At 39.6% G+C, this 14,096-nt stretch carries 11 protein-coding genes; 3 read left to right on the forward strand and 8 right to left on the reverse strand.

What is annotated here, in order from left to right; genetic code table 11:
• The first annotated feature begins 97 nt into the window (after positions 1-97).
• From ACK1I8_RS14335 to ACK1I8_RS14345, 3 genes are read left to right on the forward strand one after another with little or no spacing between them, the layout of a single operon-like run.
• Entirely contained in the window at positions 98-1,132 is a 1,035-nt protein-coding gene (locus ACK1I8_RS14335; RefSeq protein WP_412466045.1) for a DUF2157 domain-containing protein, read from the forward strand.
• A gap of 44 nt (positions 1,133-1,176) precedes the next feature.
• Positions 1,177-2,238 carry a PDDEXK nuclease domain-containing protein gene (locus tag ACK1I8_RS14340; RefSeq protein ID WP_412466046.1) on the forward strand — a complete coding sequence of 354 codons (1,062 nt, stop codon included), beginning with the start codon at positions 1,177-1,179 and terminating at the stop codon, positions 2,236-2,238.
• Between the two features lie 5 nt (positions 2,239-2,243).
• Positions 2,244-2,666: a secondary thiamine-phosphate synthase enzyme YjbQ gene (locus ACK1I8_RS14345; protein ID WP_412466047.1), complete on the forward strand. Its 423-nt coding sequence runs from the start codon at positions 2,244-2,246 to the stop codon at positions 2,664-2,666.
• A 1-nt stretch (position 2,667) separates the two neighbouring features.
• Here ACK1I8_RS14345 and ACK1I8_RS14350 read toward each other — a convergent pair whose 3' ends face one another.
• From ACK1I8_RS14350 to ACK1I8_RS14385, 8 genes are all read right to left on the reverse strand, one after another.
• The gene (locus tag ACK1I8_RS14350; RefSeq protein ID WP_412466048.1) at positions 2,668-3,636 is read right to left on the reverse strand and encodes a YihY/virulence factor BrkB family protein; all 969 of its coding nucleotides are present in this window, start codon (positions 3,634-3,636) and stop codon (positions 2,668-2,670) included.
• Between the two features lie 155 nt (positions 3,637-3,791).
• Positions 3,792-5,111: a DUF3887 domain-containing protein gene (locus ACK1I8_RS14355; protein ID WP_412466049.1), complete on the reverse strand. Its 1,320-nt coding sequence runs from the start codon at positions 5,109-5,111 to the stop codon at positions 3,792-3,794.
• A gap of 434 nt (positions 5,112-5,545) precedes the next feature.
• Positions 5,546-5,935, reverse strand: coding sequence for a LiaF transmembrane domain-containing protein (locus ACK1I8_RS14360; RefSeq protein ID WP_412466050.1), 390 nt, complete (start codon positions 5,933-5,935; stop codon positions 5,546-5,548).
• A gap of 448 nt (positions 5,936-6,383) precedes the next feature.
• A complete protein-coding gene (rpiA, locus tag ACK1I8_RS14365; RefSeq protein WP_412466051.1) occupies positions 6,384-7,073 on the reverse strand; it encodes a ribose-5-phosphate isomerase RpiA in 690 nt (229 codons plus the stop codon).
• 441 nt (positions 7,074-7,514) lie between these two features.
• Entirely contained in the window at positions 7,515-9,476 is a 1,962-nt protein-coding gene (locus ACK1I8_RS14370; protein WP_412466052.1) for a hypothetical protein, read from the reverse strand.
• 11 nt (positions 9,477-9,487) lie between these two features.
• Positions 9,488-10,891 (reverse strand): DUF1080 domain-containing protein, encoded by a 1,404-nt coding sequence (locus ACK1I8_RS14375; RefSeq protein ID WP_412466053.1) that lies wholly within the window; start codon positions 10,889-10,891, stop codon positions 9,488-9,490.
• 143 nt (positions 10,892-11,034) lie between these two features.
• Positions 11,035-13,323, reverse strand: a complete 2,289-nt coding sequence (locus tag ACK1I8_RS14380) for a GH92 family glycosyl hydrolase (protein ID WP_412466054.1) — start codon at positions 13,321-13,323, stop codon at positions 11,035-11,037.
• Between the two features lie 40 nt (positions 13,324-13,363).
• Complete coding sequence (locus ACK1I8_RS14385; RefSeq protein WP_412466055.1) at positions 13,364-14,035, reverse strand: basic secretory protein-like protein; 672 nt, start codon at positions 14,033-14,035, stop codon at positions 13,364-13,366.
• Positions 14,036-14,096 lie beyond the last annotated feature (61 nt).

The raw sequence follows: 14,096 nt of genomic DNA on the forward strand, positions 1-14,096 counted from the left end.
CAAAGTCAGGGCTTAAAGCAGCTTGCTTAATTTCATTACGAAACGATTGATATTTTGACTTCCGACCAAAAAAGCTATCTTCGTATATAACCGACCTATGAAAGTTGACAGAGAAAAGAGCGAATTTCTGGATGACATGATTGAGCAATGGCAAAACGATGGCTTAATTAATGATGAAACAGGAGATAAACTCCGTAAAAGTTATGACGCCAAGAACTTCGATTGGTTACGCCTGGCGCAATATGCTTTTTGGGTAGCCCTGGCATGTGGTTTTATTGCACTTGGATCGCTCCTGATCGATAATTCTATCCTGAACTATTTAAAACGGGTTTACAATACGCCAAATATTGTAATTGCTATTGTTTCCGGCGGATTGGCGGCATGGCTTTACCTTTTGGGTTTTAAACGAAAACAGAAACTGTCGCATCTCAGATTTAGCAATGAAGCCATCGTGTTTTCTGCCATTTTACTCACGGCAAATGCCATTGCTTATTTCGGAAAGGCCGTAGACAATGGTTCTGGCAACTTCTCTATCTTGATTTTGATATCTGTTTTCATCTATGGGGCGCTGGGTTATATCTTCAATTCGCGTTTAATCTGGATTTTTGCTTTAATCTCCTTAGGTGCCTGGTTTGGTACCGAAACAGGGTATCTAAGCCGTTGGAATTACTATTTCCTGGGCATGAACTATCCATTGCGTTTTGTGATTTTTGGTGCTTTATTAACTGCAGCATCTTTTATGATGAAGGCCTTCCCCAAAACACAAAATTTCTTTCAGGTTACCTATATCGCAGGCATGGTTTATTTGTTTGTTTCACTTTGGGCATTATCGGTATTTGGTAATTTTGCCAATCTCGAAGAATGGTACGAGGTAAGGCAATTGAGTTTGTTTTACTGGGCTTTAATTTCTGCCGCTATTTGTGTAGCCAGTACGCTCTTTGGTTTAAAGTATCACGATGATATTGCCCGCGAATTTGGGATTACTTTTCTGTTCATCAATCTATACACACGATATTTCGAATATTTCTGGGATAGCTGGCATAAAGCTTTATTCTTTTCGGTATTAGCAGCCTCTTTTTGGTTAATTGGTAGAAAGGCGGAGAAAATCTGGAATGTGGAGTTTTTGAAATAGAAAGTTTAAAATTCTATCAAAACAGCAGGTTTTAAAATTTTAAAATGGAACTAAATAATCAAAATCTCTACAATAGGGTTATTGAATTACTAATTCAGGCTAGGCTACAGGTAGTACAAACCATTAATAATACAATGGCTATCACCTATTTTGAAATCGGTAAGATGATTGTGGAGGAGGAACAGAATGGCAAAGAAAAAGCAGAATATGGCAAGCAAATTTTGAGTGAGCTTTCAGAAAAGCTAATTGCAGCGTTCGGCAAGGGTTTTTCCGAAACAAATTTAAAACAAATGAGGTATTTTTACCTTACTTATTCAATTCGTCAGACAGTGTCTGACGAATTCGAAAATAATGAAAATTCAGAGACGCAATCTCATCAACTTCCCAACTCAATTACGCAGCAAGTGTCTGCGCAATTCAAACTTACATGGTCTCACTACCTTAAGTTAATGAGAATAACCGATGTAAACGAACGTAATTTCTATGAAGTAGAGGCAATCAAAAATAATTGGAGTTTACGTGAGTTGCAACGTCAATACGATTCAGCACTATATACACGCTTAGCATTAAGTAAAAATAAAGAAGAAGTACTATCACTTGGGCAAAAGGGACAGATCATCGAAAAAAGTAAAGACCTAATAAAAGATCCGTATATATTGGAATTCCTCGGTTTACCAGAACAAAACGCTTATTCAGAAAGTGAGTTAGAACAAAAATTAATTGATAAACTTGAACATTTCTTATTAGAATTAGGTAATGGCTTCACCTTTGTAGCCCGTCAAAAAAGAATAACTTTTGAAGAAAAGCATTTTAAAATTGACCTGGTTTTCTATAATCGAATTTTAAAGTGTTTTGTACTTATTGATTTAAAAATCGGAGAACTCAAACACCAGGATATTGGGCAGATGCAAATGTATGTAAACTATTTTGACAGAGAAGTAAAACTTGAGGATGAAAACAAAACCATTGGCATTATCCTTTGCCAAGATAAAAGTGAGTCTGTGGTAAGATATACACTTCCTGAAAACAATGAACAAATTTTTGCAAGTAAATATTTAACCGTTTTGCCTAGCGAAAAAGATTTCATCAAAATCATTGAGCATTAATTCAAATGAAAATATACCAACAAACCTTAGCCTTAAGAGAACGTAGAAGAGGATTCCACATTATTACCAGTGAGGTTGAAGATGCCCTGCCCCAAATTAGTGAGATTAATACCGGAATTTGTCAGGTTTTTATACAACATACTTCCGCTTCCCTCACGATCAACGAAAATGCCGATCCAACCGTACGTATGGATTTTGAGATGTTCTTTAATAAAACGGTTAAAGAAAACGATCCCGATTATGAGCATGATTATGAAGGATCGGACGATATGCCTGCACATTTAAAAGCTGCACTTTTAGGTAGCTCCTTAACTATCCCGATCAGAAATGGCAGGTTAGCGCTTGGTACCTGGCAAGGCATTTACCTTTGCGAACATCGCAATCATGGCGGACAAAGAAGATTGATAATTACTGCCTGGGGAGAATAGCTTATGCTTTTTTCACTTCTTCTTTAATTTCAGGGTGATTATCCTGAATAGATTTCCCATCAGTTTCTACTTCAATTTCTTTAGTGGTTACCGCATAATGTGAAGGGTAAATCTCCGAACCGAAAGCAACGGCATAAGCCTTGGTAAACTCAGCACCAAAATATAAAATGATGGAAGAATAATAAGTCCATAACAGCACCACTACCAACGAGCCTGTTGCACCATAGGTACCCCCCACATTGCTTTGCCCAATATAAATGGAGATGGCGAATTTACCGATCATAAACAATACAGCAGTAACGATTGCACCGGCAATTACATCACGCCATTTGATAATGGCATCAGGCAATACCTTAAATATTACACCAAATATTAATGAAATAACGGCGAGGGTTACAATCTGGTTGACAACGTAAAATACAATAACCGATACTTCTGCAAATCTGGCCTGTAAACGACTACTAAAAGCATCTAGCACCGAAGTCACGGCGAGCGAAACCAATAGCACAAAACCCAGGCTAATAATTACCGAAAAAGAGAGAAAACGATTCTGTAACATTTTCACCCAACCTCTCTTAGGCTTGGGTTTTAATCCCCAGATGGTATTGATAGAATCCTGAATATCACCAAAAACGGTAGTGGCACCGATTAATAAAGTAATGATACCGATAATTAAAGCAATGGTGCTTTTTCCATCCAGATAAGCATTTTTAATCAGTTGTTGTAAAGAGATGGCCGATTCCCTGCCTAAAAATCCTTCAAGTTGGGCATAAACCTGTCCTTCTGCTATTTCTCTTCCTAAAAATATGCCACACAAAGAAATAATGACCACGAGCAGTGGTGCCATAGAAAACACGGTATAATAGGCTAATGAGCCACTAAGCTTTGTTACCTTATGATTGTTAAATCCTGTAAACGATGCTTTTAAAATGCCCCATATTCCTTTTAAAGTGATTTTCCACTTTTCCATAAACAAATTATTTTAGATGAGTTACTCTAATTTAAACTGCTTATTTTTTGAATTGTTTGTAAATTATAAACAAAGAAGGAATGAGAAGAAATTAATATACAAAAAAAGCTCCTGATTTTCATCGGAGCTTTGTTCTTTACAATAAGTGGCTGATGTTATTTGGCCTTAATCCATGATGTAAGATCGTTGACCAAAGTTTCGGATACGCTTACTGCCGCCTGGTATTGCGCCATCGTCCCCTTTTCGGTTTGGGAACTCAACAGGTGATTCAAATCAGGATAAAATTTAAGCACCACATTTTTCTTTTTACTTAAAGCATCATTCCATAAATCAAAATCTACTTTGCCTACCTGAAAATCATTACCACCTTGCAAGATGTATATTTTAGGTTTTGAAAGGCTTTTAGCTACCGCAACCTGGTTGTAGCTATTTAAATCTGTCCAGTATTTTGCCGGCAGGCCTAAAATGATAGAATCAGGTTTTATGGTGGTTCCCAACTGCGAAATTCTGCTTTTATCAATTTCCACAGCAGCGTCAGCCAGTTGTTTTTTAAAGGCAGCCGTTGTATCATTGGCCAGATCGAACATATACTTATTCTGATCAACAATAATATCGGTTAATTTTCTTGCTGGTGCTGCGGCCAAAATAATCCCTGCCAAATCAGGTGTCAAAGTTGCCATTTTTGGAGCCAACATTCCACCTAAACTATGTCCGAATACATAAACAGCTTTTGGATTAACCCCCACTACTGTTTTAGCAAGTGCAATAGCCGCTGTTGCGTCATCGAGCACCTCTTCTTTTACGGTAAAAGCCTTGTTAAACTCGTTAGGATAGACCAAAGTTCGTTTTACATATCGAACGGAAGCAATTCCTTTAGAGGCCAAACCACCAGCCAGATCTTTAAAAGGTTTATTTGCACCAACCGTTTCATCCATATCAGCAGGTCCGGAACCATGTACAAAAACCACAACAGGAAAATTTTTGGCATTTTTAGGGGTAGTAATAATGGCGGCCAATTGTTTTCCAGCCGGACCAATATATACTGACTTTTCCTGATATAAGCTGGTATCTACATAGGTCGGTTTTAAATAAGAGGATGTTTTTCTGGAAGGAGCCAGGAATATTCCGACAATTTGCTGTTGTTTATTAAAACCCAAAATAAAGTTCTGATCACCGTTGGCAAATTTACCCTCAACCGTTACAGCAAAAAAATCGCCCTGAGCTTTACTTTGAATGGCATCTAACGATTCTGCCTTTCCGTACTTTGTTCCAATATCGCCCCAAAGTTTCTTTAAATTTTCCTCTGTCAGTTTCGTTTTTAAAGTATCGTCAAAGAACGCGTGGGCATCTTTAAATTTTTCTTCCTGTAACAGTTTAAAAAAGTCGTTTGCGCCATTGAAAAGCTGGATCACATTCTGAGAAAATGCGGAGGTGGTCAGTAATAAAGCGACTATGAATAAAATGCCCTTTTTCATCCGTATATTTTGTTTTAATGATAATGAGATGTCATGGTTTATCCTTTTCGGGATCTAAAACCATGAAAATTAAAGTATTGTGCTTGGTTGTTTACAATATCCAAAGTTAACAATATTTGGTTCTGAAAAGGCGCTTAATTAATCAGTGCTTTAGTTTTAACTAATTTTAACATTTTAATGCCAGGCTTCCTGATTACTTTTTACAGATCTGGCCGATATCGAAAAAAAAACAAGAAAATAAAGCTGAACACAATATATTCCATTTACAGCGTTTATGTATATGAGAGCGTTAATTTAGATGACGGGGATACTGCCTGAGGGTGGAATCCCCGTTTCTTTTTATGAATATGTAGAATGCCAAGCGCTTAACAAAACAAAAAAGGGACATTGTTAAAAAACGTCCCTTTTTAAGATATATGATGGAGTTAAGGATTTTAGCTTTCCTTATCAGTAAAATCAACTGGTTTCTTCTCGAAATATTGATTAAAGTTTTGAACTTTTTTAGGTTTTAAGATGATATACAAGCCTAAACCGATCAATACCATTGGCATGCTAATCCTAAACAGATTAAAATCAAAAATGTTTATTGCTTTAAAAGTAAATAAGCCTCCGATAATAGTCAACGCCAACCAACCGCTTCCCTGGAAGTCCTTACGGTAACCCATCCACAAACCGATACCTAACATAATGGTGTGCCATCTCCATATCCAATGTGGGATATCTATTCCCGAGTTTCTCAACAAGAACACCGAACCGATGGCGATGATTAAAATGCCTAGACCGACCTGTTTATCCGCGTGATTTTTTTTGATTAAATTTTCCATGACCGTTTTGTTTTATGATTCAAATGTATCATGAATAACATTGCTGGAGAATGGCTTTTCTCTTAGTTGCGATGTTTTATCGGTGAGTGAAATAAAATTATCGGTAAAAAATTTCCGGAAATTTAAGGGGAGAGGAATTTATCGGTGAAGTTGTCAGTTTGCCACGGAAACACAGAGAACACGGAATGGAAACAAATTCTCTCAATTTGTAATTCTTAAAGATTGATTTGTCATTTCGCTTGTTAGTAACACAATTAGGGATAATTTATTGTATAAAATCAATAAATGACAGTAGCATTTAATAAAAAAACCTTCGCTAGGGATCGTCATTGCGAGAAGGCTTTTTCAGCCGACGAAGCAATCTTTATTGCAAGGGAATCATTAGCGTGAAAGATTGCTTCGTCGTTCCTCCTCGCAATGACGATTTTTTTGAACAGCTGAACTGAGGTTATTCAAAAATGATGATGTCCGTTCCGTCGCTCATGATTACTTTTGAAGTGAGGTTAATGAATAAACCGTGGGCCAATATTCCGTTAATCTGATTTAAGTTATTAGCTAATTTTGCAGGATCATCAATCAGACCAAAATCAGCGTCAATAATCAGGTTTCCATTGTCGGTAATAAATGCCTGTTCATCTTTGGTTCTCAATACACCGCTTCCACCTAGTTTATTTATTTGATCGAATACATATTGATAAGCCAAAGGAATTACCTCAACGGGAACAGTAAAAGCGCCCAGTTTTTTAACTTTTTTTGACGCGTCGGTAATGATGAGGGCATTTTTACTCAATGAAGCAATTATCTTCTCTCTAAATAACGCACCGCCACCGCCTTTAATCAGATCGAGTGATGCGGTAAATTCGTCTGCCCCATCAATACTGATATCAATCTCGCTCAAGCGCCCAAGATCTAGAATTTCAATGCCCAGCGATTTTGCGAGTTCTTCTGTTCGGATGGAACTTGCAGCTGCTTTTATTTGAAGTCCGTCTTTTACCCGTTTACCCAATTCAATAATGGCAAATGTTGTGGTAGAGCCCGTACCCAAGCCAACTACATCGCCATCCTTAACAAATTTTACCGCTGCCCGGGCAGCTGCCAATTTCTCCGCATCTTGTTGATTTTTATCTGTAGTAGCCATAAAAAGTAAAAATAGGTTTAAATGATAAACATCCAAAAATGGAAAAAAATTGCACCTGATACAATAAATTGTTTTTACAGCGTTTATGTATATGAGAGCGTTAATTTAGATGATGGGGATTCTGCAATAGTGGAATCCCCATTTCTTTTTTACGCATACTAACACGCTGTTATCCTAAGGGATAATTTATTTAATAAAAATCAATACGAGTGACAGAAATTTTATTAGATAGTATTCCTTATCGTCATTCCCAACTTGAATGGGAACCTTAAAGCGCTCGTATTAAGATTCCCGCATGCGCGCGAGAATGACGACTGGGCTAGCAGATTCTGTCAATCGTAGCGTAGTTGAGAGATCTTCTCATTTAAGTCGAAAAATTTCCTTAATTTTTACCATAAAAAAACGGCTGGCATTTCTACCAACCGTTTCCTAACAATCAACTTATTTATTTAAAGAATTTATCCAGGCTGCAATTTTTAAAGCTTCTGCTTTGGTTACCTGCGGCATTGGCGGCATTTCTGTTGAATAACCCGGCCAATTTTGCGGTTGTGGATTGTGGATCAACTGAAATATTTTCTCTGGCGAATATTTACGTTTTGCAATTTCCACGAATGGCGGGCCAATCTGTCTCTTAGTTTGATTATGACAGGCCAGGCAGGTGTTTTTAGTGAGCAAACCTTCAACTTCTTTAAAGGTAGGTGCTTTGGCAGTAGCCACAGGCTTAGCTGGAGTTGAAGTTCCTTTAGCTTCAGGCGCTTTTCCTTTCGTTGCCTTTGGCACAGCTGTTTTCTTTGCAGGAGTATTGATAGGTGCTGCGGAGTTTTTAGTACTCACCTCATTGGCTGATAGTTTATTCCCATCAGGAATCTGATTCAAAGTGTAATAAGCTACAGGATGAATCAATGAATAGAAACCATCCTGCGAACGAATACCATCTAAAGTTAAAGTGTGGATATAATATTGACGGAGGTTCTGTACAATAATCCTGGCTTTTAAACCATCTGCTGAAACTTTAACTCCAGCGATTTTTAGTTTTTCGGTGTTTACTGGAGGCGAGCCATATACCGGATGGTATTTGTAAATAAAACTTTCTGCACTGTAAGAAGCCAGATCTTCTGCCGACTTACGATCAACAGGCATGGTAAATTCCACTTCGAAACCATCGGGCATTGCCCTTACGGCTTTCATTTCAAAAGGTGTTTTGTTATTGTAGACCAATCTTTCTAAACCTTCATTGGCATCACCTGCTGATCCCCAACCACGGTTCGTTTCGCCAACAAATAGTGAACCATCAGTACCCCATTCCAATCTTAATACACCTGAACGGAAACCTTTGCGGAACAAAAAGGCAGCGCCTTGCTCTTCACCCTTTACGGTTTCCATAAAAATCCTAGAAATGATACTCATTCCCTGATCGCCAACCAGAATCTGACCGGCAAATGGTCCGAATGTGTTGGCAGGGATTTTAACAGGTTCTGCAGAGGAAATACCCAGGATACCATAGGGCAACCAAACCGATGGCAAACGTAGTTCAGGAAATACTTTTTTCATTTCGAACAAGGTTTTAAACGATTCGTTTACCCTGTTTTCTGGTTTGATATATCTTCCCTGTTCATTTTTAGTTCTACGCTCATCTATTTGCGAGTAAAAGAAATCAGACTGCAGTTTAACCGGAGAGTTTGGCAGGTTGGTCCACCTTAAACTGGCTGGATGCCCCATAAAATCACCTTTGTTTACTTTCCACAAACCACCTGATCCTACCCAGTCGCCCTGGTTTTCAGTATAATAAAACTGACCATCAATACTTCCAATACCGGCTGGAGAGCGGAAACCTGCAGCATAAGGAATCATTTTACCATCTTCGGTAATGTTCATGGCCCAACCACGCATCGGTACACGGCTTTCGGCACGCCACCACTCTTCATCACCAAAGGCCACATTTGCAGTAACCATAAAGCTTCCATCAGGCATAATTTTCGGACCAAAACTATACTCATGGTAGTGGCCGCTTAAAGGCCAGGCATAAACGGTTTCGTAAATATCGGCTTTGCCATCCTGGTCTTTATCTACCAATTTGGTTAGTTCGCCACGCTGTGCTACATAGATGGCTCCGTTTTTATAGGCAATACCCAAAATTTCATGCAAACCATAGGCAAATCTGCGCCAGTAAGGTTTTGCGCTGGTAGGATTTTCTACGATATACACTTCTCCCCTACGGGTTGAAACGCCCAAATCGCCATTTGGGAGGGTTACCAGACCTCCAACTTCCAAGATCGGGCCTTCGGGTACACGTACTTTATTTATCTTGAAAAAATCTTCTTCTTTCGGTGTTTCTTGTGCAAAAACTGTCGAAAAGCTAAAACTTAACGCCAGTATTGCTAATTTTTTAAATGTATTTCTCATGATGATCACGACTAAAACAAAATGGTATAATTCAACTTACTTCCAATGGCTGCAATGATTTCCCATTTGCCATCAACATTTCTAATCACCGGCTTTGCGGTGCCTTCGCCAAGCTGTATGTAATATGCTTTATCGTCAATTAAATACAAGCCTTTCCCAGCTTCTTCAATGTTTGAAGCAGCAGCTAAAAGGAAATACAGATCTTTTGAGGGTTTATCAACCGTAATCTCCCTGCTTAAACCTTGTCCGTTGTCCATCACTTTAACCGCATCGGTTACATTTGTGCCATTAATGATGTATTTAAATTCCGGACGGTCTTGTTTATCCATTACATACCCCTTTGTTCTGAAACCTGTACCAGCCGTATCGGTAACCCACCTGGCTTGGTCGTTTGGCAGTTTTGAAATAGCCAGAACAGGCTGTTTGGTAAAACGGGTAACACTACCCAAAGCGCGTGAGGTTCCGTTTCCGCGGCCATCCCACATTGGCGTAGCATCGATAAAATCACCGTGCCATCCCTGCAAAAGCGTACCATTATCCAAATCGTAGCTGTAAGCAACCTTTTCCGGCCCACCTACCGAAATAGCATGAACAGAACGTACTCTTGGCGCAATGTCTACAAAACTTCTGATCATATTGTTGCTTGATGCCTCAATATATATCGGATCTGCGCCACCGTTTTGGTTTGGTTTTGGAATTTCCGATAGCTCGGTGATCTGGATATTTCTAAAGGCTACAGAACCGTGATCGCCTTGCAAGCGTAAAGGACCTTTTGCTTTTTCTGCTCCTGCTGCGCCTCTTGTTGCGCCAAATAATTCTACATTTTCATGAATCAGCACGCCATTCAGTTCTGCACTGATGATTTTGGCATTTTGTGTTTTTTTGCCTGTAGCATCAAACTTTGGTGCCTGGAAAATGATTTTGATGTGCTGCCATAAACCTGGAGCCTTGCTTGCATTCTGACGGGGTGCAACTCCACCAAATCCTTTTTCGGCTTCGGGCTTGCTATCATCCCAGCGTTGGTAAATACCGCCATTGTTTGAAGAGCTTGGGTTTCTAATTCCCCAGGCATCGTCAATCTGGATTTCATAGTTACCCTGAAGATAGATTCCTGAATTTGTTCCTTTTGCGGTTAAATAATCTAATTCCAGGGCTACATCGCCATACTCATTAACGGTATACAAATCGGAGCCAGCTTTTTTGGCGGTTGATTGGTTAACCAATATACCTTCACCTTTAGTTGTTTTTAACACATTTTCGGCGTTTAGGTCGGCAATTACGTTTTGTGCCAGCGACCATGAATTGGATGGATTTTTAAAGGCTGAAAGATCTTTGAGATCAATACGCTGGCCAAATGCCAGCAGGGTTCCGCAAAGCCAGAACATGGCTGTAAAACCCGTCTTAGAGATGTTCATATATTTTGGTTTGTTAGTTTTAGCCATATTGCGGCCAATTATTACTTCGAAAATTGAGACTGTATCACAACACGTAAACTAAATCTGTGCTTCTACAGGCACGAGATGACAGTTCTGTTTTATGATACAGTCGTTATGTTTCTCTATTTTTCTGTTGATAACGAATAAGGGAAATCAGCTGGATTGGATCCTCTGGTTTTGTTAGGTGTAGCCGTCATGTTAAAGTTTAACACCGCACCTTTCTGCATGCCACTGTGGCTGATCCAGTTTTTGGAATATGGTTTACCATTCATCTGCAGCGACTGAACATAACGATTATTATCGCTATTGGCTGGCGCGTTGATCACCACCGTTTTACCATTGTCTAAAGTAATGGTCACCTTTTTAAATAAAGGAGCACCTAAAACATACTGGTCAACCGCTGGTGTTACCGGATAGAAGCCCATTGCGGAGAAAACGTACCAGGCAGAGGTTTGCCCGTTATCTTCATCACCGCAATATCCATCTGGTGTAGCTTTATACATTCTGTTCATGGTTTCGCGCACCCAATATTGGGTCTTGTAAGGCGCACCACCGTAGTTATAGAGGTAAATCATGTGCTGGATGGGCTGGTTACCATGCGCATATTGGCCCATGTTTGCAATCTGCATTTCGCGGATTTCGTGAATGACCCCACCGTAAGCGCTTTCATCAAATACCGGAGGCATAGAAAAAACCGAATCTAACTTGGTTACAAATTTATTATGACCGCCCATTAATTTGGCTAAACCATCAATATCCTGGAAAACCGACCAGGTATAGTGCCAGCTGTTACCTTCAGTAAATGCACCGCCCCATTTAAACGGACTAAATGGGCTTTGGAAAGTACCATCCTGGTTTTTACCACGCATCAAACCCGAAGCCGGATCGAAAAGATTTTTGTAGTTCATGGCTCTTTTCTTATAGATATCAATCTCGGATGCAGGCTTACCCAAAGCTCTTCCTAATTGGTAAATGGTAAAATCATCGTATGCATATTCCAGCGTTTTAGCAGCATTTTCATTCTTTTTTACATCGAAAGGTACATATCCCAGTTCGTTATAATATTTAACGCCATCACGGCCAACGGCTTCCATCGGACCTTCATTGTTGGCTCCATGTTTTACGGCCTGCCATAACGTTTCAATGTCATAGCCGCGCATGCCCTTAATGTAAGCGTCAGAAACTACAGAAGCTGAATTGTTACCCACCATAATATTGGCATACCCCGGACTGCTCCACTCTGGCAACCAGCCGCCTTCTTTATAATCGTTGATCAGGCCTTGCTGCATCTCTTTATTAATAGATGGATAAACCAGGTTCAGGAACGGGTATAATGCCCTGAACGTATCCCAGAAACCTGTACCAGCGAACATATAACCGGGTAAAATCTGCCCGTTGTAGGGACTCCAGTGTACGATCTGGTTTTGCGCATCAATTTCATATAATTTATTCGGGAAGAACAGGGTGCGGTACATGGCAGAATAAAATGTACGGGTTTGGTCAATTGTACCACCTTCAACTGCAATTTTGCTTAAGGTTTTATTCCAGGTTGCCCTGCCTTTTGCTTTTGTAGCATCGAAACCATCATTAGCCAATTCTCTTTTCAGGTTTAAATCAGCCTGCTCAAAGCTGATAAATGAGGAAGCCACTTTTGCAATGACCTGCTCCCCTTTTTGAGTGGCGAAACCGATAACGGCACCGGCATGATCTACCGTTAATTCTAAATCTTTATCGTTAAGTTTTTTATCATCCCAGGTTTTGGCCAGTTTGAAATCTTTATTGAAATAGATGACAAAATAATTTTTAAAATTTTTAGGCAGCGGCCCACGGGCATATTTGGTTGTATAACCGATAATTTTTCTTTCTGCAGGTATAATTTTAATGTATGAGCCTTTATTCTGCGCATCTACTACTACGTAAGCGCTATCGGTTTTAGGGAAAGTAAACCTAAACTGGGCAGCCCGTTCTGTAGGGGTAATTTCGGTAGTCACATCTGCATCTGCCAGATAAACACTATAATAATATGGTTTAGCCACCTCAGCTTTATGGCTGAACCAGCTGGCGCGTTCATCTTCAATGAATTTTAATTTTCCGGTAACCGGCATGAGCGAAAAAGCGCCGTAGTCGTTCATCCATGGAGAAGGCTGGTGTGTTTGTTTAAAACCACGGATTTTGTCGGCATCATAAACATAGGCCCATCCATCGCCGTTTTTACCGGTTTGGGGTGTCCACATGTTCATTCCCCAGGGCAAACCGATCGCCGGGTAAGTATTTCCATTAGATAGCGATGGCTTAGATGCCGTTCCCATTAAAGGGTTAATCCAATCTACCGGATCTGTAATTTTGCCTATTGTTTGTGCGAAACTGGTTGATGCCGCAACACTCAGTAAGGCGATAAATAATCGTTTCATTTGTGGTTTTTGTGTTTTATTATATGCTAGTAATTATTTTTTAAACTTCAGAATTTTTAGCGTAATCTGCCCAAAGTGCATCTAAATCTTTACCTGTTAATTTGGTCCAGATCTCCCTGGTATAGGTATGATCTCTTAAAGAAGCATCAACGGCTTTAATCGTACCTGGTTTTACACTTTTTTCGATCCATGCAAAAAATGCAGCGGTAATGCGGTAACTGTTTTTATAACTGTGTTCGGGTTTTAGCGCCGGCAGCGACCATTTGGCACCGGCATTATCTACGCCAAATTTATAACGGGCATAATCTGCAATACCTTCGGTTAACCAGCCCGGGCCAACACTTCGGCCATAATCCTGCACAATGTGCATCACCTCGTGGGTAACCACATCAATATCTTCAGGATGTTTGATCATCCACATCGAACTGAAAGTTACTTTACCATCAGCGGTAGCTGCAACCCCTTTGTACGCCGTATCTACAAAAAACTTTACTTCTTTGATGGTAGAAGGGTTATATTCTTTGGCCAGCTTTGGATAAACTTCGAAAAATGTTTTGATTAAACGTTTTTTCAATTGGGGATCCAGCTCTTTGAAATTGCTTTCGAAGGATAAGGTATAGCCGTTCTTCTTAGTAATTTCCTGCGCTTTTAACTGTACTGATAGCGCAGATACCAGCATAACGGCAACCGAAAGAATTGATGTTTTTTTCATGTATTGTGAATATAGGTGTTTTGGTTAGCGTTTAGTTCTGCAAATTAAATATTTTATGTAA

Origin of the sequence: Pedobacter sp. KLB.chiD, assembly GCF_047040275.1 — a bacterium.
Lineage (GTDB): Bacteria > Bacteroidota > Bacteroidia > Sphingobacteriales > Sphingobacteriaceae > Pedobacter.